Annotated in this window: 21 protein-coding genes and 2 tRNA genes; 5 read left to right on the top strand and 18 right to left on the bottom strand. The window is 71.8% G+C overall.

Annotation, left to right across the window (positions count from 1 at the left end):
- Positions 1-118: 118 nt before the first annotated feature.
- Complete coding sequence (locus tag OP18_RS38090) at positions 119-313, bottom strand: hypothetical protein (RefSeq protein WP_156090083.1); 195 nt, start codon at positions 311-313, stop codon at positions 119-121.
- Positions 314-382: 69 nt separating this feature from the next.
- On the opposite strand from OP18_RS38090, the gene OP18_RS57990 reads away from it, so the two are divergent.
- Positions 383-523: a hypothetical protein gene (locus OP18_RS57990; protein ID WP_156090084.1), complete on the top strand. Its 141-nt coding sequence runs from the start codon at positions 383-385 to the stop codon at positions 521-523.
- Between the two features lie 549 nt (positions 524-1,072).
- Here OP18_RS57990 and OP18_RS38095 read toward each other — a convergent pair.
- Together OP18_RS38095 and OP18_RS38100 are read right to left on the bottom strand one after the other, a co-directional pair.
- A tRNA-Ile gene (locus OP18_RS38095) sits at positions 1,073-1,146 on the bottom strand.
- Positions 1,147-1,238: 92 nt separating this feature from the next.
- Positions 1,239-1,311, bottom strand: a tRNA-Asn gene (locus OP18_RS38100).
- A 243-nt stretch (positions 1,312-1,554) separates the two neighbouring features.
- On the opposite strand from OP18_RS38100, the gene OP18_RS38105 reads away from it, so the two are divergent.
- Positions 1,555-1,908 (top strand): hypothetical protein, encoded by a 354-nt coding sequence (locus OP18_RS38105; RefSeq protein ID WP_033364021.1) that lies wholly within the window; start codon positions 1,555-1,557, stop codon positions 1,906-1,908.
- 69 nt (positions 1,909-1,977) lie between these two features.
- On the opposite strand, the gene OP18_RS38110 is transcribed toward OP18_RS38105, so the two are convergent.
- The 12 genes from OP18_RS38110 to OP18_RS38165 all read right to left on the bottom strand — a co-directional run bounded on the left by OP18_RS38110 (position 1,978) and on the right by OP18_RS38165 (position 16,450).
- Complete coding sequence (locus OP18_RS38110) at positions 1,978-2,985, bottom strand: sugar phosphate isomerase/epimerase family protein (RefSeq protein WP_033364022.1); 1,008 nt, start codon at positions 2,983-2,985, stop codon at positions 1,978-1,980.
- A gap of 380 nt (positions 2,986-3,365) precedes the next feature.
- The gene (locus OP18_RS38115) at positions 3,366-4,916 is read right to left on the bottom strand and encodes a ThuA domain-containing protein (RefSeq protein WP_033364023.1); all 1,551 of its coding nucleotides are present in this window, start codon (positions 4,914-4,916) and stop codon (positions 3,366-3,368) included.
- 188 nt (positions 4,917-5,104) lie between these two features.
- Positions 5,105-6,283: a xylose isomerase gene (gene xylA, locus OP18_RS38120; protein ID WP_033364024.1), complete on the bottom strand. Its 1,179-nt coding sequence runs from the start codon at positions 6,281-6,283 to the stop codon at positions 5,105-5,107.
- Between the two features lie 85 nt (positions 6,284-6,368).
- The gene (locus OP18_RS38125; protein WP_033364145.1) at positions 6,369-7,505 is read right to left on the bottom strand and encodes a Gfo/Idh/MocA family protein; all 1,137 of its coding nucleotides are present in this window, start codon (positions 7,503-7,505) and stop codon (positions 6,369-6,371) included.
- A gap of 81 nt (positions 7,506-7,586) precedes the next feature.
- A complete protein-coding gene (locus tag OP18_RS38130; protein ID WP_033364025.1) occupies positions 7,587-8,639 on the bottom strand; it encodes a substrate-binding domain-containing protein in 1,053 nt (350 codons plus the stop codon).
- A gap of 144 nt (positions 8,640-8,783) precedes the next feature.
- Positions 8,784-9,842 carry an ABC transporter permease gene (locus tag OP18_RS38135; protein WP_033364026.1) on the bottom strand — a complete coding sequence of 353 codons (1,059 nt, stop codon included), beginning with the start codon at positions 9,840-9,842 and terminating at the stop codon, positions 8,784-8,786.
- A complete protein-coding gene (locus OP18_RS38140) occupies positions 9,839-11,398 on the bottom strand; it encodes a sugar ABC transporter ATP-binding protein (protein WP_052387945.1) in 1,560 nt (519 codons plus the stop codon). The genes OP18_RS38135 and OP18_RS38140 overlap by 4 nt, the downstream gene beginning before the upstream one ends.
- On the bottom strand, positions 11,395-12,513 hold the full coding sequence (locus OP18_RS38145) for an ROK family protein (protein WP_389249047.1): 1,119 nt from the start codon (positions 12,511-12,513) through the stop codon (positions 11,395-11,397). The genes OP18_RS38140 and OP18_RS38145 overlap by 4 nt, the downstream gene beginning before the upstream one ends.
- A 637-nt stretch (positions 12,514-13,150) precedes the next feature.
- Positions 13,151-13,615 (bottom strand): hypothetical protein, encoded by a 465-nt coding sequence (locus OP18_RS38150; RefSeq protein ID WP_033364027.1) that lies wholly within the window; start codon positions 13,613-13,615, stop codon positions 13,151-13,153.
- Between the two features lie 317 nt (positions 13,616-13,932).
- Entirely contained in the window at positions 13,933-14,751 is an 819-nt protein-coding gene (locus tag OP18_RS38155) for an ABC transporter permease (RefSeq protein ID WP_033364028.1), read from the bottom strand.
- Positions 14,751-15,518, bottom strand: a complete 768-nt coding sequence (locus OP18_RS38160; RefSeq protein WP_033364029.1) for an ABC transporter permease — start codon at positions 15,516-15,518, stop codon at positions 14,751-14,753. The genes OP18_RS38155 and OP18_RS38160 overlap by 1 nt, the downstream gene beginning before the upstream one ends.
- Entirely contained in the window at positions 15,518-16,450 is a 933-nt protein-coding gene (locus OP18_RS38165) for an ABC transporter ATP-binding protein (protein WP_033364030.1), read from the bottom strand. The genes OP18_RS38160 and OP18_RS38165 overlap by 1 nt, the downstream gene beginning before the upstream one ends.
- A gap of 90 nt (positions 16,451-16,540) precedes the next feature.
- Here OP18_RS38165 and mptB point away from each other — a divergent pair, with 90 nt between their 5' ends.
- Positions 16,541-18,199 (top strand): polyprenol phosphomannose-dependent alpha 1,6 mannosyltransferase MptB, encoded by a 1,659-nt coding sequence (gene mptB / locus OP18_RS53635; RefSeq protein WP_052387946.1) that lies wholly within the window; start codon positions 16,541-16,543, stop codon positions 18,197-18,199.
- Between the two features lie 540 nt (positions 18,200-18,739).
- Here the strand turns inward: mptB and OP18_RS38175 are convergent.
- Positions 18,740-19,279, bottom strand: a complete 540-nt coding sequence (locus OP18_RS38175) for a hypothetical protein (RefSeq protein WP_211273800.1) — start codon at positions 19,277-19,279, stop codon at positions 18,740-18,742.
- 151 nt (positions 19,280-19,430) lie between these two features.
- Positions 19,431-21,278 carry a DNA primase gene (dnaG, locus tag OP18_RS38180; RefSeq protein WP_033364031.1) on the bottom strand — a complete coding sequence of 616 codons (1,848 nt, stop codon included), beginning with the start codon at positions 21,276-21,278 and terminating at the stop codon, positions 19,431-19,433.
- A 121-nt stretch (positions 21,279-21,399) separates the two neighbouring features.
- Here dnaG and OP18_RS38185 point away from each other — a divergent pair, with 121 nt between their 5' ends.
- Together OP18_RS38185 and OP18_RS61200 are read left to right on the top strand one after the other, a co-directional pair.
- Positions 21,400-22,386, top strand: a complete 987-nt coding sequence (locus tag OP18_RS38185; protein WP_245635665.1) for a SanA/YdcF family protein — start codon at positions 21,400-21,402, stop codon at positions 22,384-22,386.
- Positions 22,387-22,542: 156 nt separating this feature from the next.
- Complete coding sequence (locus OP18_RS61200; protein WP_052387947.1) at positions 22,543-24,015, top strand: polyprenyl synthetase family protein; 1,473 nt, start codon at positions 22,543-22,545, stop codon at positions 24,013-24,015.
- A 20-nt stretch (positions 24,016-24,035) separates the two neighbouring features.
- Here the strand turns inward: OP18_RS61200 and OP18_RS53645 are convergent, their stop codons facing one another.
- Entirely contained in the window at positions 24,036-24,746 is a 711-nt protein-coding gene (locus OP18_RS53645; protein WP_052387948.1) for a hypothetical protein, read from the bottom strand.
- Positions 24,747-24,841: the final 95 nt, after the last annotated feature.

Genomic DNA, 24,841 nt, shown 5'->3' on the forward strand with positions numbered 1-24,841 from the left:
CCATCGACACGCCCGAACCCCCGTGCCGGTTGCGAAGATCTTTTACCGACCTTTTTCGCGAGGTCGGAAACGGGGCGCCGACCCGGCGGTCGTGGAGCCGCCGCGACGGCCCGGAGAGTCACCCGGCCGGCAGGTCAGCCACGTCATCGACGTGGTACGTCGCCGGCTCCCCCACGCGGCACGCGACACCATCGGCGGTGAAGCGTCGCGGGCCGCGCGGGCTGAAGGTCGGGCTGCCCGCCGACCACGCGGCGGGCCTGCCGGCGGTGCGGCTCAGCGCCGCCAACGCGGTGCGGCGGATGGGCGTGGTCAAGGCCACCCGCAACCTGGTCGCGCCAGTTCGAGCGTCCACCCGCTCAGCCGACGTCCTGCGGCCCAGGTGGTGGCCGACACCGTCGCCTTCCTGCGGGCCTGCGCTGAGCGACTCGCCACCACCGTCCGACCGACCGATTCACTCGACTTCCTCGACGACGAGAACGGTGCCGCTCCCGACGTCGAGGTTGATCTAGTGGACGAATCTTGACCGACGCCAACCGCCGATGCTGGAGCTGGCACAGGCGCCACACGGTGGTGCTACGTGGTACCTCTACGAGGCATCGCCCACCTCAGCAAAGTGTCAGATAGGGTCACCGCCCTCAGCGGGACCAGCCGAGGACAACAAGCCCAACCCGCAATGGGGTTGAGGGGGTGGGGGTGGTGCGACGAGAGCACCCCGAGACGGGGGGTGTGGGTGGAGCGAAGCTCCCCCACCGGGGAGCACGGCGAAGCCGTGCGCGGGGAATCCCACCGACCCGTGGCGAGCCGAACCGAAGGTCCGGCGAACAGGGTCCACCCAGGTCGGTGGAGCGCGCGATGCACGACGCGAACCGGTCGGTCCAAGTCGAGGGGCAACCGCTCACCACCGACACGCCCAGCACCCGACGCGACAAGAGCACCCCGAGACGGTCTTGAGGGGGTGTGGGTGGAGCGGGGCTCCCCCACCGGGGAGCACGGCGAAGCCGTGCGCGGGGAATCCCACCGACCCGTGGCGAGCCGGACCGAAGGTCCGGCGAGCAGGGTCCACCCAGGTCGGTGGGGCGGGCGGGACTCGAACCCGCGACCGAGGGATTATGAGTCCCCTGCTCTAACCCGCTGAGCTACCGCCCCGAGCGTCGCAAGCTTACCGACCTGCGCAACCGGGACGCCGCCCGGAAAGGGGTCCGGGCGCTAAAATGGCCCCGGTAAGGGGCCGTTTGGAGCTCCCGCGATAGGACTCGAACCTATAACCTGCCGGTTAACAGCCGGCTGCTCTGCCAATTGAGCTACGCGGGATTGCAGCACCCCCCGGGCGAACCCGGTGAATCAGGGCGACCGGGAAAGAGTACAGCACACCCCCGGGTGGCGCGCCAGCGGGTTGTGCCCGGCGCGGCGCGCGGCCATCCCATCGTGTGCCAGATCTCGGCAAACGGGGACGCGATCGATGTGTCGGAACGAGGATGGACGGGTAACCCACAGGACAGGACGGCGCTAAGACGCAACGATGACCGGGCGCCGCTCAGAAGGAGGTTCGTCGCTATGCGCGGCAAGCTACTGTTCCTCGGCGGCCTGGCCGCGGGCTTCGTGCTCGGCGCCCGGGCTGGTCGGGAGAAGTACGAAGAGCTCAAGGCGACTGCTCTGAAGATCAAGGAGAGCCCGACGGTGCAGGAAGCCGCCGGGGTCGTCCAGGAGCAGGCGACGCGGCTCTACAGCGAGGGTAAGACCAAGGTGACCGACAAGCTGGCCAACAGCCGGTTCGCTGAGAGCGATCTCGGCCAGCGGCTGATGGGGTCGTCGGAGACCACCACCACCACGCCCGCGATCGAGCGGGACATGCTGGCGACGACCGGGTCGTCGTCGAAGACGACGCCCAGCGGAGGCACCAGCTTCTGACGGCGCCTGAAAACACCGTTGAAAGGCCGGCCCGGGACACCGGGCCGGCCTTTCAGCGTTCAAAAGATCTCAGGACGACGAGGAGAACGCGGCGTCGAAGGCGGCCGCCGGCGCGTCGAACGCCAGCCGCCGCACGAACGCCAGCGCCTCGGGGGCGCCGACGAGGCGGTCCATGCCGGCGTCCTCCCACTCGATGGAGATCGGTCCGTTGTACCCGATCGCGTTGAGCGCCCGGAAGCAGTCCTCCCACGGCACGTCGCCGTGGCCGGTGGAGACGAAGTCCCAGCCGCGGCGCATGTCGGCCCACGGCAGGTGGGAGGCGAGCCGGCCGCGGCGGCCGTCGCCGGTGCGGACCTTCGCGTCCTTGCAGTCGACGTGGTAGATGCGGTCGGCGAAGTCGAAGATGAAGTTCACCGGGTCGAGCTCCTGCCACACGAAGTGCGACGGGTCCCAGTTGAGGCCGAACGCGGGCCGGTTGCCGATCGCCTCGAGGGTGCGCTTGGTGGTCCAGTAGTCGTACGCGATCTCGCTGGGGTGCACCTCGTGCGCGAAGCGGACGCCGACCTCGTCGAAGACGTCGAGGATCGGGTTCCACCGGTCGGCGAAGTCCTGGTAGCCGTCCTCGATCATCTGCGGCGGTACCGGCGGGAACATGGCCAGCGTGTGCCAGATGGACGAGCCGGTGAAGCCGATGACGGTGTCGACGCCGAGCTTGCGGGCGGCCCGCGCGGTGTCCTTGATCTCGTCGGCGGCCCGCTGGCGGACGCCCTCGGGTGCGCCGTCGCCCCAGATGCGGGCGGGCAGGATGCCCTGGTGGCGCTGGTCGATCGGGTGGTCGCAGACGGCCTGGCCGACGAGGTGGTTGGAGATCGCGAAGACCTTCAGGTTGTGCTTGGCCAGGGTCTCCAGCTTCCGGTCCACGTAGGAGTCGTCGGAGACTGCCTTGTCGACCTCGAAGTGGTCGCCCCAGCAGGCGATCTCGAGGCCGTCGTAGCCCCATTCCGATGCCAGGCGGCAGACCTCCTCGAACGGCAGGTCGGCCCACTGGCCGGTGAAGAGCGTGATTGGACGCGCCATGCTGTTCCTCCGGTGCTACGGCGGTGATTGAGCACTGTGGGTTCAGGCGCGAGGGAGACCTGCGAACAAGACCGACGGCACGAGGACACGAAAAACGGCGCGGGTGGGTTGCGCCTCCCACCCGCACCTGTCCAAGGGCCGATCAGGTGCTGAGCCCATTTTAGGAACGAGCCTCAGCCGGTACAAGCCGCAAAAAGCAGGCGACCCGTCCGCCCGGATCGCACCCGCTCGGTCACGGGGGGAGTCGGCGTCACCACCCGGGACGTTGTGCAGGTGCTGTGGTGCTTCCGAGCGGACGGGGCCCGGACGGCGGGGCCGGTCGGCGTCGCGACCCCGCCACCCGTCTGTCCAGCCGCGGGTGGCGTTCCCGCGGCTGCGGTTCAGGTGTTGTACAGCGTGAACTCGTCGACGTCGAAGAGGGATCCGCTGCCACCGCGGAACACCAGGTACAGCGTGGTCGAGGCGTTCGTCGTCAGCGGCACCGACGCCGTGCGGAACGTGTCCCAGCTGCCGGTGTTGGCGACCGCGAGGCTGCCGAGCAGCGCGCCGGTGGCCGAGCCGGCCCGGAACTCGATGGTGCCGCCGGCACCGGCCGAGGACCACTTGACCCGCACCCCGGCGGCGGTGCCGAGGGTCAGGCCCGAGTAGGCGGCCCAGTCGTTGTTGTCGATGTACCCGGCGGTCTGGCCGCCGGTGGCGGTGCTGTGCGCGGCGACCTGCAGGCCGCTGGTGGACGACCACGCCTCACCCTGGCGGGTGGTGGCGGCGCGGGTCAGGGTGAGCTGGTCGAGGTCGAACAGTGAGGTGCCGGTGCCCTTGAACACCAGGTACAGCGTGGTGCTGGTGCTGGTGGCCAGCGGGGTGAACCCGTCGCGGAAGGTGTCCCAGCTGCCGGTGCTGCTGACCGCGACGCTGCCGAGCAGGGTGCCGGTGGTGCTGCCGGCGCGCAGCTCGATGGTGCCGCCCGCGCCGGCGGAGGAGGTCCGGGCGACGGCGCCGGTGACGGTGGAGAGGTTCACGCCGGTGAACGAAATCCAGTCATTGTTGTCAATGTACCCGGCGGTCTTGCCGCCGACGGCCGTGGCGTGGTTCGCGACCTGGACGCCGCCGGTGGCCGACCACGCCTCGCCCTGGTAGACGCTGCCGGACGGGGCGACGGGGGCGGCGCAGTCGCCGTCGACGCGCTTGGCCGTGTACCGCAGCGCGCCCAGCAGCAGGTTGCGGAAGTTCGCGTCGGCGTAGCTCTCCTCGGTGTGGCCGAAGCCGGTGTAGAACGACCGGCCGCTGTCGATGGTCTTGCACCAGGTGATCGGGTGGTCGCCGCTCATCGAGCCACCCGAGTACGACGACTCGTTGAGCGAGGCCAGGACGTGTGCCGTGGCCCGCGGGTTGGTCTGGTAGTTGTACCACTCGTCGGTGCGGGTCCAGGTGGCGCCGAGGTGGGCCGTGGCCGGGTGGGTGCGGTCCTCGACGTTGACGACCGCCTGCTGGATCGCCGGGTGCGAGGCGAACCAGGCGCCGACGAGCGTGCCGTAGAACGGCCAGCCGTACTCGGTGTCGGCCGCCGCGTGCACGCCGACGAACCCGCCGCCGCCGCGGATGTAGGACTCGAAGGCGGTCTGCTGGGCGTCGTTGAGCACGTCGCCGGTCGTCGACATGAACACCACCGTCTGGTACTGGGCCAGGTTGGCGGTGGTGAACGCGGTGGCGTCCTCGGTGGCGGTGACGGTGAAGTTGTTGGCGGTGCCGAGCGACTGGACGGCGGCGATGCCGGTGGCGATCGACGAGTGGCGGAAACCGGCGGTCTTGGAGAAGACGAGGACCTTGTACGGGGCGTCGGCGGCGCTGGCGGGCGCCGGGGTGAGTGTCGCCGCGGCGAGCAGGCCCGCCGTAGCGGCGGCGAACCAGTTCCGGACTGAGCGTCTGGTCATGACAGTTCCTTCACGATGGGCGTGAGCGCGCGCCGTCGCGCCGTCATGGTGGTGCTTCAGTTGTGCCCGTCCGCCGGCGCGGCACACATGTCGCGTGCCGCGCCGGCCTGACGGACCCTTCCTCGCCGGCCACCCCGGCCGCGGGGCGCAACCGCGGCCGGGCCCTCGCCGCCGGCGAGGAAAAGCTGTTATCCCCTGATCCCGAGCAGGTGTTCCATGGCGAGCTGGTCGAGGCGCTCGAAGGCCATCCCGCGGGCGGCCACCGCGTCGACGTCGATCTCCTCGGCGCGCAGCGACGCCAGGGCCTCCCCCGGCATCAGCGTCGGCACCGACAGCTCGTCGACACGGGCCGCCGCGAGGGCCGCGGAGACCTCCGGATCGTCGCGGAACGCCCGGACCTTGTCCTTCAGGATCAGGTAGTTGCGCATGCACGCCGCGGCGGTGACCCACACCCCCGCGGCGTCCTCGGTACGTGGTGGCTTGTAGTCGAAGTGGCGGGGTCCCGCGTACGCCGTGGGGTAGCCGGAGCTGTTCTCCAGCACGTCGACGGTCCAGAACGCGCCGCGCAGGTTGCCCGCGCCGAAGCGCAGGTCCTGGTCGAAGCGCGGACCGTGCTGGCCGTTGAGGTCGACGTGGAACAGCTTGCCGTGCCACAGCGCCTGGGCGATGCCGTGGGCGAAGTTGAGCCCGGCCATCTCCTCGTGCCCGACCTCCGGGTTGAGCCCCACCCGCGACGGCTCATCCAGGGTCGAGATCAGTGCGAGGGCGTGGCCGATCGTCGGCAGCAGGATGTCGCCGCGCGGCTCGTTGGGCTTGGGTTCGATGGCGAGGCGGATGTCGTACCCGCGCTCCCGGATGTACGCGCACAGGGCGTTGATCGCCTCGCGGTACCGGTCCAGCGCGGCCCGCATCTGCTTGCCGGCACCGGACTCGGCGCCCTCGCGGCCGCCCCACAGCACGTAGGTCGGCGCGCCGAGCTCGGCGGCCAGGTCGATGTTGCGCAGCACCTTCTGCAGCGCGAAGCGGCGCACGGCGCGGTCGTTGGCGGTGAACGCGCCGTCCTTGAAGATCGGGTGGCCGAACAGGTTGGTGGTGGCCATCGACACCACCAGGCCGCTGGTGTCCAGGGCTTCCCGGAAGCGGCCGACCAGCTTGTCGCGGGCGGTCTCGTCGCTGCCGAACGGGATCAGGTCGTCGTCGTGGAAGCTCACCCCGTACGCCCCCAGCTCCGCCAGCCGATGCACGGACTCGACAGGGTCGAGCGCCGCGCGGGACGCCGAACCGAAGACGTCCTGGGCCTGCCAGCCCACGGTCCAGAGCCCGAAGGAGAACCGGTCGGCGGGAGTGGGGGCGTAGGGATCGTTCATTCCGTCGCCTCCGCTGCGCTCCAGCGCCGGCCTGAACCAGCACTGAGCCCATGATGAGCGAGTCCTCCGCTGCGCTGCGGCTCGCTCATGCCAGCACGCTGACCCAGGACGCGTCGGACTTCTCCACGGCCTCCAGCACGAGCTGGACCTGCAGCGCGTCCTCGAACGAGGGCGTCGGGTCGGTCCCGGTGGCGACCGCCTCGATGAAGTCCCGCATCTCGTGCGTGAAGGAGTGCTCGTACCCGATGATGTGGCCCGGCGGCCACCAGGCCGAGACGTAGGGGTGCTCCCCCTCCGTCACCAGGATGCGGCTGAAGCCCTGCTCGGCCGTGGGCCTCGTGGCGTCGTAGTACTCCAGCTCGTTGAGCCGCTCCAGGTCGAACACCAGCGAGCCGAGCTCGCCGTTGATCTCGACCTTGAGACCGTTCTTGCGGCCGGTCGCGAAGCGGGTCGCCTCGTAGGTGGCCAGGCCGCCGCCGGACAGGCGGGCGACGAAGACCGCCGCGTCGTCCACGGTGACCTCACCCGTCGCGACGCCCGCGCTGGCGCTCAGGCCGCTGGACGCCTCCGGCAGCGGGCGTTCCTTGATGAACGTCTCGGTGATGCCGGTGACGCCGGTGATCTGCTGGCCGGTGACGAACTGGGTCAGGTCGATGATGTGCGCGCCGATGTCGCCGAGCGCGCCCGAGCCGGCCTTGTCCTTCTGGAGCCGCCAGACGAGCGGGAAGTTCGGATCGGTGATCCAGTCCTGCAGGTAGACGGCTCTGACGTGCCGGATCGCGCCGAGCCGGCCGTCGGCGATGAGGTTGCGCATCAGCGAGACGGCGGGGACCCGGCGGTAGTTGAACCCGCAGGCGGACCGGACGCCGAGCGCCCGGGCCTTCACCGCCGCCGCGACCATCGCGCGGGCCTCCTCGACCGTGTTGGCGAGCGGCTTCTCGCACAGCACGTGCTTGCCCGCTTCCAGCGCGGCGATGGCGATCTCGGCGTGGCTGTCGCCCGGGGTACAGACGTCGATGACGTCGATGTCGTCCCGGGCGATCAGCTCGCGCCAGTCGGTCACCGCTTCGGCCCACCCGAGCCGGCTCGCGGCTTCCGCCACCTTCGCCCCATCGCGGCCGCAGACGGCGACCATGGTCGCCCGCGCCGGCAGGTCGAAGACCCGGTTCACGGTGCGCCACGCCTGTGAGTGCGCGGCGCCCATGAACGCGTAGCCGACCATGCCGACGCGCAGCTCCCCGCTGCTGCCCTGAGTGGACACTTGGCGGTTCCTTTCTGGTGGTTGGCTCTACCTGACGACCTGCTAGGACTTGAAGCCGAGCGGCAGGTACTTGTCGACGTTGTCCTTGGTGATCGTCTCGGACTGCAGGACGATCAGCTTCGGCACCTGCAGCTCGACCAGGTCGCCCATGCCCTTGCCCTGGGCGGCGAGGCGGGCCAGGATGATCGCCGAGGAGGCCATCGACGGCGGGTACGTGACCGTCGCGGTCAGCACCGTGTCGCCCGCCTTGATGTGGTCCATCGCGTCGCGGGAGCCGGCGCCGCCGACCATGAAGAACTCCTTGCGGTTCGCCTGCTGGATCGCGGCGAGGACACCGACGCCCTGGTCGTCGTCGTGGTTCCACACGGCGTCGAGCTTCGGCGCGGCCTGCAGCAGGTTCGCCGCGGCCTTCTGGCCCGACTCGACCGTGAAGCCGGCCGCCACGCGGTGCTTGACGGTCAGGCCGTAGGTCTTGAGCGCGTCGGCGAAGCCCTTCGACCGGTCCTTGGTCAGCTGGAGCTCGTCGATGCCGGGGATCTCGCCGATGACCGCGTCGGTCTTGCCCTTGAGCTTCTCGCCGATGAAGTGACCGGCGGCGATGCCCATGCCGTAGTTGTCGCCCTTGATCAGCGAGAACGACGCGGCCGGGTCGGAGAACTCACGGTCGAGGTTGATGACGATGATGCCGGCCGCGGTGGCCTTGCGGCCGATCTCCGTGAGCTGGGCACCGTCCTGCGGCAGCAGCACGATCGCGTCGGGCTTCGAGCCGATCAGGGTGTCCAGCGCGGCGATCTGCGCCGGGGCGTCCTTACCGGCGTCGACGACCTTCAGGGTCACGTCGGAGAACTTGGCGGCCTGCGCCTTGGCGTTGGCGGTGATGGCACCGATCCAGCCGTGGTCGGCGGCCGGCGCGGAGAAGCCGATGGTGACGGCCTTGCCGGGCGCCTCGGTGGCCGCGTTGACCTTGGTGTTGGTGCCGGTGTCGGAGTCCTTGGTGTCGTTGGACGTGCAACCGGCGAGCAGTGCGCCGGCGCCGAGCGCCGCCCCGCCGAGGAGAAGCTTGCGGCGGGACATGTCACCCGAGGATGCGCTCATCACGACCTCCTGGTCGTCTGTGGGATTGGGGGTGTGTGTACTGGTTCGGTGCGTTTTTGGGCGTGTTGATCAGCACTGCCGTCGCAGCTGGACGGCGGCGTGGTGTCGGCGGTGAGCTGCCCTATGTGGTTGGGGCTCTGGTGCCTATCTGTTGAGCCGGGTCCTGAAGAACGACCCGACCCGGAACTGCTGGATGAGAACCGCGACGACGATGATGCCGCCGTTGATGATCCGCTGGACGTCCAGCTGCAGGTTGTTGACGATGAAGAGGTTCGTGATCTGGGTGAAGATCAGCACGCCGAGCAGCGAGCCGACGATGGTGCCGCGGCCGCCGGTGAGGGCGGTCCCGCCGATGATCGCGGCGGCGATGGCGTTGAGCTCGTACAGGTCGCCGTGCGTGTTGCTGCCCGACGTCGTCTGGGACACGATCATCAGCGCGGCGATGCCGCAGCAGACCCCGGACAGCACGTACAGCAGCATGGTCTGCAGCCGGACGTTGATGCCGGCGAGGCGGGCGGCCTCGGCGTTGCCGCCGATCGCGATGGTGCGCCGGCCGAAGGTGGTGCGGTTGAGCAGGACCCAGCCGATCACGACGACCGCCAGGAAGATGATGACCATGTACGGCACCCCGAGCAGCCGGTCACCGGCGAGGCTCTTGATGAAGGGGTCCGACGTGATCTGCGTGTGCGACCCGGAGATGTTCTGCGCCAGCCCTCGGGCCGACAGCATCATCGCGAGGGTGGCGATGAACGGCACCAGCTTGCCGTAGGCGATGAGCCCGCCGTTGACGAGACCGGCGACCGCACCGACGGCGAGCGCGGTGAAGACCATCGCCGCGGGGCCCATGTCCTGGGTCGCGACGGTGGTGCACCAGACGCTGGCCAGGGCGAGCAGCGCGCCGACCGACAGGTCGATGCCGCCGCTGATCATCACGAACGTCATGCCGACCACGATCACGCCGATGCTGGACGCCTGGGTCAGCACGGTCAGCTCGTTGGACCAGAGGCGGTCGAGGTCGAGGAAGATGTCGGAGCGGGTGATGGCACCGATGATCAGCAGCAGGACCAGCACCCCGATGAGGGCGAGGTTGCGCTTGGCGGAGTCGGCGCCGTCCCGCTGCCACCAGCTCTGCCCGGCGGCTGGGCTCGCCGTGCCCTTGCTCAGCTCCACCGGATCGGCGGACGGTGTGGTCGCGGTGCTCATGCTGCGGTCCCTTCAGGGGCGGTGCTCGCCAGGTCGGCTCCGTCCAGCAGCGAGCCGGCCATCACCAGGTCGAGCACGGTGTCTTCGTCGAGTTCGTCGGCGGGCGCCTCGCGGACGAGCCGTCCCTCACGCATGACGAGCACGCGGTCGGACAGGCCCAGCACCTCGGGCACCTCGCTGGACACGAGCAGCACACCGACACCCTCGTCGGCGAGTCTGCGGATCACCTGGTACAGCTCGGCACGGGCACCCACGTCGACGCCCCGGGTGGGCTCGTCGAGCAGCAGGAGGCGGGTGCCGCCCAGCAGCCAGCGGCCGACGACGACCTTCTGCTGATTGCCGCCGGACAGGGTGCGCACCGGGCGCCGGACGTCGTTCGGGCGCAGGTCGAGGCCTTGGGTGATCTTCTCGGCCTCGGCGCGCTCGCGTCCCGAGTCGGTGAAGCCGACCCGCGCGAAGCGGGTGAAGCCGGCCAGGGTGACGTTGCGGTAGATCGGCTCGCCGAGCAGCAGGGCCTGGCTCTTGCGCTCCTCGGGGGCCATGCCGATGCCGGCCTTCACCGCCGCGTTGACGCTGCCCCGGCGCAGGGTCCGGCCGCCGACCGCCACCGTGCCGGCGGTCGCCCGGCGGGCGCCGAAGACCGTCTCGAGCACCTCGGACCGGCCGGAGCCGACCAGGCCGGTGATGCCGACGATCTCCCCGGCGCGCACGGTCAGCGAGATGTCGCTGAACCGGCCGTCCAGCGAGAGCCCTTCGACCTCCAGGAGCTTCTCGCCGTACTCCCGCGCCGCGGGCTTCTCGGGGAAGACGTACTCGATGGTGCGGCCGGTCATCCGGCTCACCAGCTCGCGGGTCGGCGTGGTCTTCGCGTCGAGGTTGGCCGCGGTGGTGCGGCCGTCCTTGAGCACCGTCACGCGGTCGCCGATCTCGCGGATCTCCTCCATGCGGTGGGAGATGTAGATGACCGCGATGCCCTGCGCGGTCAACGCGCGGACCATGCGGAACAAATTCTGCACCTCGTCATGGGCGAGCACGGCGCTCGGCTCGTCCATGATGAGCAGCCGCGCCTCGCGCGACAGTGCCCGGCCCATGCTGACGATCTGCTTCGCCGCCGCCGGCAGCTTGCCGACCTCGCGGCCCACGGGGATCTCCGCGTGGCCGAGCCGCGCGAGGATCTCCGCCGCGCCGCGGCGCATGGTGCGCCGGGCGACGAACCCGGCGCTGTGCGGCTCGTGACCGAGGTAGATGTTCTCCGCGACGCTGAGCCCGTCGACGAGGTCGAGCTCCTGGTAGATCGTAGCGATGCCGGCCTTCATGGCCGTCTGCGGGCTGTTGAACGCGGCCGGCTGGCCCTGCCACAGGATCTCGCCCGAGTCGGGGGTGTGCGCGCCGGAGAGCACCTTGATCAGCGTCGACTTGCCGGCACCGTTCTGCCCGAGCAGGCAGTGCACCTCCCCGGCCCGCACCTCCAGCTGCACGCCGTCGAGCGCGCGGACACCGGGGAAGGTCTTCACCACATCGGTAAGTTTGAGGACGATGTCGTCCGTATTTGTCATGATGGCCGTCCATATGCGAGTTCGCTGGCCAGCACCGCGGCGCCAACAACGCCGGCGCGGGGGCCGAGCTCGGACAGGACGACCGGCAGATTGCCGGTCGCGAGGGGCAGCGAACGCCGGTAGACGACGCTGCGGATCTCCGCCAGCAGGATGTGACCGAGGCCGGCGAGACCGCCGCCGATCACGATCATCGACGGGTTGATGAAGCTGACCAGCCCGGCCAGCACCCCACCCACCCGGCGCCCACCGTCACGGATGAGACGGATGCACGTGACGTCACCCTCGGCCGCGCCGTCGGCGACGTCCTTGGCCGTCACGACGCCGTTGGCGTTGAGCCGCTCCGCGAGGGCCGGCGAGGCGCCACTGCGCGCCGCCGCCGTCGCGTCACGGGCCAGTGCACCGCCGCCGAACAGGGCCTCAAGGCAGCCGACGTTGCCGCACGAGCACACCGGCCCGTGGCTGTCGACCTGGATGTGCCCGATGTCGCCGGCGCACCCGTCGGTGCCCCGGTAGACCTCGCCGTTGAGGTAGATGCCGCACCCGATGCCCGTGCCCACCTTGAGGAACAGCAGGTTGTCCACCGAGTGCGCGACGCCGCCGTAGCGCTCGCCGATGCTCATGATGTTCACGTCGTTGTCGACGACGACCGGGCAGTTGAACTCGCGCCCCAGCACCTCCCGCACCGGGAACCTGTCCCAGCCCGGCATGATGGGCGGCGAGACCGGCACCCCGTCACGGAAGCTGACCGGCCCGGGCACGCCGATACCGATGGCGTGCAACCGCTCGAACGAGCCCTCCGCACGGAACTTGTGCAGGATCTCGTTGACCCGCTGCAGTATCACCTTCGGCCCCGACCTGATGTCGGCGGGCTCGCCGTACGCCGTGACCGGCTCCAGCCGCCCGTCGGTGATCTCCACGTCGATCGAGCTGGCCCCCAGGTCCACCGCGGCGAACCGCAGGTCCGGGTTGAGCTCCACCAGCGTCGAGCGCCGACCGCCCCGGCTCGCCGCGGGCCCGGCCTCACGGATCAGCCCGGTCGCGACGAGCGCGTCCAGGTCCGCGAGCAGCCGCGGCCGCGGCACCTCCAGGCGGTCCGCCAGCTCCGCACGCGACAACGCACCGGTGTCCCGCAACAAGCGGAGCAGGCGCGACTGAACAGGACCGTCCACCGCACTGACCGTGTTCACAATGGCACCTCCTCATCTGGTCGCAGGCAGGCGTCCGCGACACGCGGCTACACCACCACACCTCCGCTGAGGTGCTGGTTGCCGGGTCGTGTGCCGTGCGTTACACCCGTGTTGCGTCGAGACTTTAGGCCCTTCACCGCCCCACGTCTAGGTCTTCTATCTCCCGTTACCAAACTTTTGCTGAATCCAACGGAAGTTCGCCCACTTTCGAACGTTTCCTCATTTTCGCAGGTGAACGGGGTTGCGGGCGCTCCTGCAAAGCGCTCCGTAGCGGACAAATCGCACGGCGATGAGTGCCATGCTCGGCGGCGCTTGATGGTTTCGGGCGGCGTCCGGCGACGGAACGACCACCCCGGCCGTCCGGCCGCCGCGGCCTACCGCACGCCCGGATCGGTTCCCCCACGAGGGGCAGGCTGGCACCCGGGTCTCATGCTCGGACGGCGACCCGGCCAAGTGATCAGGTGCGCAGTGTTCGCTGCTGCGACGGCCGTGGCGGTGGATCAGAAGCGCATCACCGCGGCCGGGAAAGGGCCGTCCGGCGGCGGACCATCGGCATCCAAGCCTGTTAGCAGCACAACGGGGTGGCCGCCGCGGGCTCGTTCCTCCGGCCCCACACAGCAGCCGACGTTCCCGGACCGCACGACCAGCAGCCGGCGCAGCGACCAGCAGCGGAGGCGGCGGCCGCACCAACCAGCAGCAGACACAGGGGCGCAGTGACAGCCGGCACGACGAGCAGCAGCCGGCCGACCATGGCCAGCGCTTTCGACATCTCGGGCGTCATCGAAGCGGAACGCATCACGACCAGCGCCTTCGCCGCACCCACCGCCAACACAACCCCGGCGAACACCCCGACCGCCAAACACCCTGACCAGCACCCATGGTGGCCACCGCCGCCGAGGCCGCCGCGTTCGCTCACATGAACGACGAAATGCATCACCGGCCCAGCCGCACGCACCAGCGCGGCACACGCGGCGGAAACGCTGCCGTCGACGGCCAGGAGTAGCCGCAGCGAGCGCAGGACCGCCGACACGTCGGCACGACGAGCAACAGCCGGCCGACCATGGCCAGCGCTTTCGACATCTCGGGCGCCATCGAAGCGGAACGCATCACGACCAGCGCCTTCGCCGCACCCACCGCCAACACAACCCCGGCGAACACCCCGACCAGCGAACACCCTGCCGGCCGGCACCGTTGACGAACCGCCTGGGCTACCGGATCGCAGACGCCCACCGTCGGCGAACCGCCTGGGCCGCCGGATCGCGGACGCCGCAATGCCTCCTGCTCCACGGACGCCCGGCGCGGCGCAATCCCGCGATCCGCCCCGGCACAGACCCCGCAGGCAGCCCGCTACTTCAGCAGCAACCTCCCCATCCGCCGACTCGCCATGGTCAGGCCGACCACCGTCAGCGCCACCAGGTATCCCGCGTGCCACAGCATCGACCAGTCAGGCGAGCCGGTCGTGATCGCCCGGAGCAGGGCGACCCCGTGATACAGCGGGGTCAGCTCGATCAGGACCTGCAGCGGCACCGGGAAGTCCGACGGCGGGGAGAACGTGCCGCTGAACAGGAACAGGCCGAACTGGGTCACGTTGATGTAGTCGAAGTCCTGCCACGACCGCAGCAGCGTCGACAGGCCCATGCCGAGCGCGCCGAACGCGAACCCGACCAGCAGCGTCACCGGCAGCGCGACGAGGGCCCAGCCCCAGGTGGTCAGGTCGAGCGCGGCCATGACGACGAGGAAGACGGCGGAATACACGCCGCCGCGGCACATCGCCCAGATGAGCTCGCCCACGGAGACCTGCATCGGGGTGATCGGGGTGGCGAGCGTCGCATCGTAGATGCGCATGAACTTCAACTTGCCGTAGAAGTTCATCGTGGTCTCGGCGAGGGCGCCGTTCATGGCGGACGCGGCGAGCATCGCCGGCGCGACGAACTGCGCATACGTCACCAGCCGCCCGTCGGGCAGCGCGATGTCGCCGACGAGCCGCCCGACCCCGAGGCCGATCGACAGCAGGTACAGCAGCGGCTCGACGAAACCGGACAGCAGCACCCACCAGTACGCGGCGTGCCTCGCCGCGGCGAGGTTACGCGCAGTGACCGACAGCGCCCTTGAGGCACGGTGGTCGAGGCGGGACATCGCCCGCGGGAAGATCAGCGTCGTGACCATCAGTCGCCCAGCTTCCGGGTGAACGCGCGCAGTGCCAGTACATAACCGGCGGCGCACCACAGCAGCAGCACCGCGGTGTGCGCGGGCACCCCCCACGCGGTCGCCGTGCCGAGGGTCGCCGCCCGCGACAGCTCGACGCCGTGCCACAGCGGCGACACCCACGCCAGCAGGCGGGCAGGCACCGGCAGGCTCTCCACCGGGAAGAACACGCCCGCGAACAAGGTCATCGGGACCACCCCGACGCGGAACAGCACCGCGAACGCGCCGTCGTTGTCGGCCCGCGCGGCATACGCGAAACACGGCGCCGCGCACGCCGCGCCGAGCAGGACGCAGATCAGCGGGGTGGCGAGCGACCACCACGAGTGCAGCGCGCCGAACAGCAGCAGCACCACCAGGAACGCGGCGCCGGACAACGCGACCCGCGCCGTGACGAACAGCAGATGTCCGCGCAGCATGTCACCCACCGTGAGCGGCGAGGCCCGCATCGCGTGGTAGACCCGGGTCCAGTGGAACCCGCCGTAGACCGGCCACGTCGAGTCGCCGACCGCGACCTGCAGCGCGGTCGAGGCCAGCAGCCCCGGGCCCAGGTAGTCCAGATAGGGCACGCCGATCGTGGTGGACCGCGCGTCGATGTAGTGCCCCACGGTGATCCCCATCGCGACGAGGAACATCGCCGGCAGCGCGAACGAGCTGAACACGCTCGACCGCCACGTGCGCTTGTAGGACACGAGGTGATACTCGAGCGCCAGTGCCGTCGGATGCGCCATCAGTCGACCAACGTCCGGCCGGTGAGCTGCAGGAACACGTCTTCGAGCGACCCGCGGCGGACCAGCACGCTGGACGGTGTCAGCCCCCGGTCGTGCACCTGCGCCGCGGCCGCGTCGCCGTCGTCGGTGTAGACGAGGATGCGGTCGGGCAACACCTCGGCGCGCTCCCCGATCCCGTCCAGCTTGTCGGCGAACCGGTCCAGCGGCTCGGCGCCGAACCGGACCTCGAGCACCTCCCGCGTCGAGTGCCGCTCGATCAGCTCCCGCGGCGAGCCCTCCGCGACGATCCGGCCGGCGTCCATGACGACCAGGCGGTCGCACAACTGCTCCGCCTCGTCCATGTAGTGCGTGGTCAGCACCAGCGTGACGCCGCGCTGCTTGAGCCGGAACAGCCGCTCCCAGACCAGGTGCCGCGCCTGCGGGTCGAGGCCGGTCGTCGGCTCGTCGAGCAGCACGATCTCCGGCTCGTTGACCAGGGCCCGGGCGATCGTCAGCCGGCGCTTCATCCCGCCGGACAGCGGCTCGACCTTGTCGCCGGCACGGTCGGCTAGCTGCACGAAGTCGAGCAGCTCCATGGCCCGCGCCCGCGCCACCTTGCGGGGGATGTTGAAGTAGCGCGCGTAGACCGTGAGGTTTTCCAGGACCGTGAGCTCCAGGTCGAGCGAGTCCTGCTGCGGGCAGACCCCGAGCCGGGCCCGGATCTTCGCGCCGTCCTTCGCCGCGTCCATGCCCAGGATCCGCAGCGAACCCCCGGTCGGCCGGGACACGCAGCCGATCATCCGCATCGTCGAGGACTTGCCCGCCCCGTTGGGCCCGAGGAAACCGAACGCCTCCCCCGCCCGCACCCGCACGTCGATGCCATTGACCGCAGTGAATTCGCCGAACTGTTTGACCAGTGCGGTCGCCGCGATCAATGCTTCGTTTTCTGCCACGGTGCGACACTAACGCGGGGGTACGACACTTTCCGCGGACACGACCGGGCCGGTTTGCGGTCGCCGGTCGGCGGTTGGCACCATGTGCGGGTGAGCGTCAACCCGCGCTGGCTCGGGCTGGCCGCCACCGTCCTGCTCGCCGCCAGCGGTTTCCTGGCCGGCAAGCCACAGCCGCGCGACGGCGCGTGGCTGCTCGGGCTCCTCGTGTGGTTCGTCGCCCTCGCGCTGCTGATCCGTGCCTGGTGGGCGCTGCGGGAGGACACCCGCCAGCGCAGTGTCCTGGTCACGGCCGCGATCTGGAGCGTGCCGCTGCTGTTCGCGCCCTCACTCGGCAGCCACGACGTCTATGCGTACGCCTGCCAGGGCCAGCTCTTCAACGCCGGCCTCAACCTCTACGAGGTCGGCCCGGCGGCGCTGCCCTGCACGTGGCTGTCCGACGTGCCGGAGCTGTGGCGGGACACCCCGACGCCATACGGTCCACTGTGGATCGCCGTGGAGGGCGCCGCCGCCTGGCTCGCACACGGCAGCCTGCCTGTCGCCGTACTGCTGCTGCGCGTCGCCGCCATCCTCGGCCTGCTGCTGTGCGTGGCCGCCGTGCGGCACCTCTCCCGCGGCAACGCGCTGCTGGCCGCGAGCCCGCTCGTGCTGGTCCACGTCGTATCGGGCGCCCACAACGACGTCGTGCTGGCGGGGCTGCTGCTGGCCGGGTTCGTCGCCGCCCGCCGCCCGGGCCCCGCGGCCGGCGCCGCGTCCGGGATCGCCGTCGGCCTCGCCGTCGCGGTGAAGGTGACCGCTCTGGTCGCCGCCCCGTTCGCGGTGTTGTTGCTCTTCTTCGCCGGTACGCCCAGATCCCGCTGGACCGCCCCACTCGCGTTCACCGGGGCGATCGGCGCGACGTACGCCATCCTCGCCCTGCTCACCGGGCACGGCCTCGGCTTCCTGCACGCCCTCGGCTCGACCAGCACGATGGTGCAGTGGCTGTCCATCCCCACCGGCGTCGGCATGGCGGTTGATTACGTGCTGCGCGTTGCCGGCCACTCGGAGTGGGGTTCGACGACGGTCGCGGTCGCGCGGGCCGTGGGGCTGCTAGCGTTGGCCGTGGTGCTGCTGGTGCTGTGGTGGCGGGCCGCGAGGACGTTGGCCGCCCTCGCCCGCGGCGGCGCGCAGGACGCTGACCTGCACACCGACCGCGCGGCACAGGGTGCGGTCGCGACGGGCCACGACGGCCACGACACCGGCGCGGCCCGGGACGCCGCGCCGCTGGCGCGAGCCGGGCAGGGCGGCAGCGTGGCAGACGGCGTTGCGGGCCGTGGTCTCGCGGGCCTTGGTCTGGCGGGCGGCGGCCTGGCGGGCGGCGGTCTGCTGGAAGACGGCATGGTCGGCCGCCGTGGGCAGGATGTCGTGCTCACCGCCGCCGGGTGCGGGATGCTGGCCGCGGCGGTGCTCGGGCCGGTCTTCTACGCCTGGTACGCGCTCGCCGGCATCGCCCTGCTGGCCGGCACCACGCTCAGCGGCCGGCTGCGCACCGTCGTGCACGTCGCCGCGGCCGGGTTGCCGCTGCTCACGTTGCCCGACAGCCTCGGCCTGGCCACGAAGACGAAGGCCCCTGGCGCGTTCCTCGACGTCGCCCTCGTCACGGCCGCCGCCGTCCACCTCGTCCGCCGCCGGCGCCGGGCCCGGTCAGCGCTTCCTGCGGCACCCGCACCGGCCACCAGCGGCAGCCTCGACGACGGCAACACCCACGCCTGACCGGCCCGATCAGCGCCTCCTGCGGCACCGCCACCACCACCGGCAAACCACCGGGCATCAGCCACCACCCGCACCCGCAACCACCGGGCATCAGCCACCACCGGCACCGCCACCGTCACCACCACCCGGCATCACCACCCGGCATCAGCCACCACCCGCACCGCCACCGGGCATCGGCCGCCACCGGCACCGCCACCGGGCATCAGCCACCACCGGCACCGCCACCGTCACCGCCACCGGGCATCAGCCACCACCGGCACCGCCACCAGCTACCACCGGCACCGGCACCGGCACCCGGCAGCCTCGGCTACGGCAACACCCGTGCCTGACCGACGGGATGGCCGCACGCCCTGCTCGACGGACGCCGTGTGGGCGGCCGGCTGAGGTGCCGCCCCGAGGCTCGTCGCGCCGACCGCTGACCCGCCGACCGCCGCGGACCGCGTCGCACCACGCATCATCGCGTCGCACCGTGCATCAAGGGCGGCGGCGCGGCGCGGCGGTCACCGGAGGCTGTGACGACCGGGGAGCGCGGCGGACCCGTCAAGCCGTGGCCGGGGTGCCCATCGACTGGCGGGCCTGCTCGACCAGGGCGGCCGTCTCCTCCGCCACGCCGGGGTACGTCCGGTCGGCGCCTTCGTCGTAGCGGACCGTCCACCGCAGGCCGTCGACGCCGCTGACGCGGCGGGCCACCACGCGGACGCCGAAGCCGCCCGGCAGGGCGTGGTGGGAGGTGTGCGCGATCGACTTGTTGACGCGGGTGCGGACCTGCTCGGGCACCCGGTCGGGGTCGAGCAGCGTGAGCACCAGCGGCGGCAGGTCCTCCATGACGGTGTAGTCGCCGGGGGTGTCGGCGGGCAGCTCGCGGGCGGCGACGAGGGCCAGCTGCCGGCCGGACCACGTGGCCTTGTGGATCTCGTGCCAGCCGAGGCGTTCACCGGCGCCGGGGAGCCAGAGGCCGAGGTTGGTGACGACCACGACGTTGTCGCCGGTCGAGCCCGCCCAGGACAGGACCCGCTCGTCGGCGGCGAGGGCGGGCCGCTTGCCGGCCGGCAGGCGGCGCTTCTTCAGGAAGCCGAACACGACAACGCACTCCTTCTGATCGGACCGGAAGCGACCGGCCCGGAAGCGACCGGCCCGGAAGCGACCGGCCCCGAACCGCCCGGACCGGAACCGCCCGGCCCCGAACCGCCCGGACCGGAAGCGACCGGCCCCGAACCGCCGCCCATCGTCGTCACCACCGGCTGGCGCCGCGGTCGCGCAGGGCCCTGGCGTGCTGCTCCAGGGACACCAGCTCGCTGAACAGGCGCAGGTACTCGTCGGCGTTGGTGACCGGGTTGATGCGCTGCTGCTTGGACTTCAGGTCGGCGATGCGCCGGTTGAGCGCGGGCAGCTGCAGCCGCACCACGGTCGCCTCGACGTAGCGCGGGTCGGGCTCGCCGTCGAGGCGCAGCGGCTCGACGGCCAGCTCGGTGACGAGGGCGGCGGCGGCCGGGTCGGTGCAGGTCTCGCGGACCCGCTCGATCCAGACGACGCCGCCGGACGCGGTGGAGGCGCCGCCCGCGTCGGCGATCGCGGCGCGCAGGGCCGCATACGTGGGGTGTGCGTAGACCTCGGCGCCGACGGCGTCGAACATGGGGCCGGCCAGGGCGGGCTGCTGCAGCGCCAGCTTCAGGGCCTCCCGCTCGACGAGGGCCTCGGCGCTGTCGGGTGCCAGGATCTTGCGGGCCGGGGCGGGGGGTGGCTCGACGACGCCCTTCGCGGCGGCGCCGACCGCGCGCTGGACCGTCTCGAGCTCCATGCCGAGGTCGCCGGCGAGCTTGCGCGCGTACTCCGGCCGCAGGGTGCGGTCCTTGATCTTCGCGACGAGCGGGGCGGTGGCCTTGAGGGCGCCGACGCGGCCCTCGGCGGTGTCGAGGTTGAAGCGCTGGATGACGGAGCGCAGCGCGAAGTCGAGCAGCGGCTGCCGGTCGGCGACGAGGTCGCGCACCGCGACCGGGCCCTTCGCCATGCGCAGCTCGCAGGGGTCCATGCCGTCGGGGCCGACGGCGATGAACGTCTGCGCCACGAAGCGCTGGTCGTCCTCGAACGCCCGCAGCGCCGCCTTCTGCCCGGCGGCGTCGCCGTCGAACGTGAAGATGATCTCCCCGCCGTAGCCGTCGGCGTCGAGCAGGAGCCGGCGCAGCACCGCGATGTGGTCCGCGCCGAACGCGGTGCCGCAGGTGGCGACCGCGACGGGCACGTCGGACAGGTGGCAGGCCATGACGTCGGTGTACCCCTCGACGATGACCACCTTGCTCTGCTTCGCGATCTCCCGTTTGGCCTGGTCGACCCCGTACAGGACGTGGGACTTCTTGTAGAGCGGGGTCTCCGGGGTGTTCAGGTACTTGGGGCCGTCGTCGTCGTCGAACAGCTTGCGCGCGCCGAACCCGATCACGTCGCCGGAGATGTCCTTGATCGGCCACAGCAGGCGGCGGCGGAACCGGTCGATGAGGCTGCCGGAGCGCGCCTCCCGCGACAGCCCGGCGGTGATCAGCTCCTGCGCCGTGAACCCCTTGAGCCGCAGGTGTTTGCTCAGCGGGTCCCAGCCCTCGGGCGCGAAACCACAGCCGTAGCGCTCCGCCTCCTCGCGGCCGAAGCCGCGCTGGGCGAGGAACTCGCGGGCCAGGCGGGCGCCGGGCGAGCCGAGCTGCTCGGCGTAGAACCGGGCGGCCTCGGCGTGCGCGGCGATGAGCCGCTGCTTCTGCCCGGTCTGGCGGACCGGCGCGCTGCCCGCCTCGACATACTGCAGCTGCAGGCCGGCCCGGCCGGCGAGCCGCTCGACCGACTCGACGAACGTCAGGTGGTCGTGGTCCATCAGGAACTTGATGGCGTCGCCGCCGGCGCCGCAGCCGTGGCAGAAATACACGTTGCGCGCGGGCGACACGTTGAACGAGGCGGTCTTCTCGTCGTGGAACGGGCACAGACCCTTGAGGTTGCCACCGCCGGCCGACTTGAGCGTCACGTGCTCGGAGATCACGTCCGCGATCGCGGTGCGCTCGCGCACCAGGGCGATGTCCTCGTCCTTGATCTTGCCGGCCAACCGAAGCCACCTCCCCTACCCGAGGGATACATCCTGCCTCGCGCCACCGACAATTTACGACTTCACACTTCCCACATCACATGCGCACCACCACATCACCACGCCGTGCGATGCTGCCGCCATGCCGAAACTGCGTGACGAGCGCGTCGCCTGGCTCGCCGTACAGGACCGGTTGCGCCGTCGCAGCCAGCGCCTGGGGCCGCTGGGGTGGCTGATGACCATCGCCACGCTGGGCGCGTGGGCGGTGCTGCGCTCGCGGGGGCGGGGCGCGGCGCGCATGGCGGCGTACTCGGTCGCCGTGGACCACGTCGCCGGCTACCTCGACGACGACGAGCGCGAGACGCTGCGCAGCCACCGGCGGGTGCCGCCGTGGTTCCTGTTCGAGGTCGAGCGGGCCAGGTGGGCGGCGCGCGCCGGGCAGCGGCTGCCGGCCGGGCGGGAGACGCGGCTGGAGCGTCGCCGGCGGATCCTGCTGCGCGTCGTGCTCACCGGCTCCGTCACCGCCGCGCTGGTACTGGCACCGACGGCCTGGGTGCGGGCCGGCTCCATGGGTCGCATCGGACCGGCCGCCGGGGCGCCCGCCGCCGACGTGGCGATCGTGTTCGGCGCGCAGGTCGCGCCGGGCGGGCAGGTGCCGATGCCGTTCCTCAAGGGCCGGCTGGACACCGCCGCCCGGCTGCTGGCCACCCGCAAGGTCAAGGCGCTGCTCATCTCCGGCGACGCGCAGGGCGGCTCCGGCGACGAGGTCCGGGTCATGCGCGACTACCTCGCCGGGCAGGGCGTCGACCCGGCCAGGATGGTCGTCGACCCGTACGGCCTCGACACCTACGACACGTGCCGCCGCGCCCACGACGTGTACGGCGTGACCCGGGCCCTCCTGGTGAGCCAGGAGCTGCACCTGCACCGCGCGGTCACGCTGTGCCGGCGGCTGGGGGTCGACGCGTACGGCGTACCGGCGCTGTGCGAGGGCTGCCAGCGGGTGACGATCTGGTACAACACGGCCAGGGACGTCGCCGCGGGCCCGAAGGCGGCATGGGAGGCGCTGCGGCACCGGCCGGCCGCGGTGGTCTCACCACCGGACCGTTCGCTGCTGGAGGCGACGCGCTGACCCGCCCACCATCGTGGGGTTTTGGGCGTGTCCGACGGGCACCGGCGGCATACTTGACCAGTCCACGGCGCCGGCACCGATCGGCGCCTGTCCATGCTCGGATCCGATGGGTGGTGCGTTTCCGGTGAGTGTCGTGTGCCTGGCGGTGTCCGGCTGATGGTCACCGTGCTGCGCTCCGTCGACGACGTCCTCGCCTGGGCCGGCCTGCTGGTCGAGCCGCCGCTGCGCACCGCCGTCGGGCGCCTGCCGGCACCGTCGCGCGACGTGGCGGAGCTGCAGCTGGGCGGCCTCGACGAGGACCCGCCGGGGGTGCGCACGCGGGCCGCCCTCAGCCTCGTCTGCGCCGGCGCGGTCGGCGGCGACCCGCACGACGCGGTGCCCGGCGCCGTCGCGGTCGAGCTGGTGCACCACTGGGCGGCGCTGCAACGAGACCTGTTCGACGGCGACCTGACCCGCCGGCACCGCCCGACCGCGTGGAGCGTGGTCGGCCCGCACCCGGCGACCCTGGGCGGGGAGGCGATGCTGGCGCTCGCGTTCGACGTGGCCGCCACCGGCGACCCGACCCGGCGGGTGCCGCGCCCGCTGCGCCAGGCGAGCCGCGACCGCCAGCCCACGATCGGCACCGCGACCGCCACCGGCATCAGCCCCGCGACCGGCCGGAACACCGCGACCGGCACCAGCACCGCGACCGGCCAGAGCACCGCGACCGGCCAGAGCACCACGACCGGAGCCGCGACCGGCCAGCGCACCGCAACCGGCACCAGCACCACGACCCGCCAGAGCACCACGACCGGCACCACGACCGGCACCACGACCGGCACCAGCACCACGACCGGCAACAACGCCCCGACCCGCGGCAACACCCCGACCGGTAACGGCGCCGCGGCCGGCGGCCGGCACGCCGGCGTGCCCGGGTACGCCCACCGCGCCGACCCGGCCACCCGCGACAGGTTCGTCGAGCGGGACGGCCCCGGCGACCCGTGCGGCGACGGCGGCCGGCGGCCGGCCGCGGCGCCCGTGGACCGGGCCGGGGTGCGCATCCTCGGCGACACCGTCCAGCAGCTGCTGCACGGCCAGTACACCGTGCTCGGCGCGACCCTCGGCCCGGACGCCACCGGACGCTCCGGCAGCGACCTGCTGCGCGACTGCATCACCGCGGTCGAGCGGCGCAGCGGCGCCCTGCTCGGCTGCGCGTGCGCGCTCGGCGCGGTCGCGGGCGGCGGCGACCCGGGGACGGTGGAGCAGCTGCGGCTGTTCGGCGTGCGCCTCGGCCTGGCCGTGCAGTTCGCCGAGGACCTGCTCGGCATCTGGGGCGACCCGGCGGTCACGGGCCGCCCGACGTTCCCGGACCTGCGCCGCCGGCGGTGGTCGCTGCCGGTCGCCGCGGCGCTCGCGGCGGGCGCCGACGAGCTGGCGGACCTGCTGCGCCGCGAGGGCCGGCTCAGCGACGCCGAGCTCGAACGCGCCGCCAAGGTCATCGAACGCTCCGGTGCCCGCGCCTGGTGCGTCCAGCAGGGCGAGGACCTGCTGGCCCAGGCGCTGCTCGCGCTCGACCTGGCGATCCCCGAGCCGGCGGCGGTCGCCGAGCTCGTGGCCCTGGCCCGCTGGGCCACCCGCCACCCCGCCTGAGCCGCCCACCGGGGCGCCGGTCAGGTCAGCGCGGCGACCACCTGCTCCGCGCGCGCGGCGTGCTTCTGGTACGCCCCCGGGAACGCCGAGCGCTGCACCGCCTGCGCGGCGGCGGTGACGCTCATCCGCTGCCAGCCCTGCACCCGCGACAGCGCGGAGTAGAACAGCATCGCGGCGTGCGACGGGTCCATCAGGTCCGCCACGGTGCCCCAGCCCTGGCTGGCCCGCTGCTGGAAGAGCCCGACCGAGTCGTGGTCGGACCCGACGCCCTGGTGCGGCAGCCGCAGCGAGGACGGCACGGCCGGGCTGGCGATGTTGTACAGGTCGCTCTCCTGCATGGCGGTCGCGACCGCGATGACCAGGGCCTGGTCGGGCATGCCCTGCGCCCGGCCCTGCTTGACGATCAGCGCGGCGTTGTCCATCTGCGTCTGGTCGAGCCCGGCGACGGGCCGCACGACCGGCGGCAAGGGCGGCACCGGCGGCGCGACCGGCACCGCGACGGCGAGCGGCACCGGCAGCGCGGCGACCGCAGGTGCGGCGGCGGGGGGCACGGCGGCCGCGACGGCGCCCGGCTCGGCATACGCGGAACCGACGAACACCGACGTCGGCGAGTCCGCCGGCACGGTGGCCAGCAGCGTCGCGGACAGCACGGCGACCGAGACGGTGCCGGGCCGGCCGCCGAACGCGGGACGGCGATGTCGTGGGTGGAACTGGCGTGGCAACGGCTTCACTACTGAGCAGTCCTTCGTGACAGGCAGCAGACGGCATGCGGCATCGGCACGGCGCCGGGCGGCGGCGTGCTGGAAGGGGGAATCAGTGGTGAGGC

Source organism: Dactylosporangium aurantiacum (assembly GCF_000716715.1).
Classification (GTDB): domain Bacteria; phylum Actinomycetota; class Actinomycetes; order Mycobacteriales; family Micromonosporaceae; genus Dactylosporangium; species Dactylosporangium aurantiacum.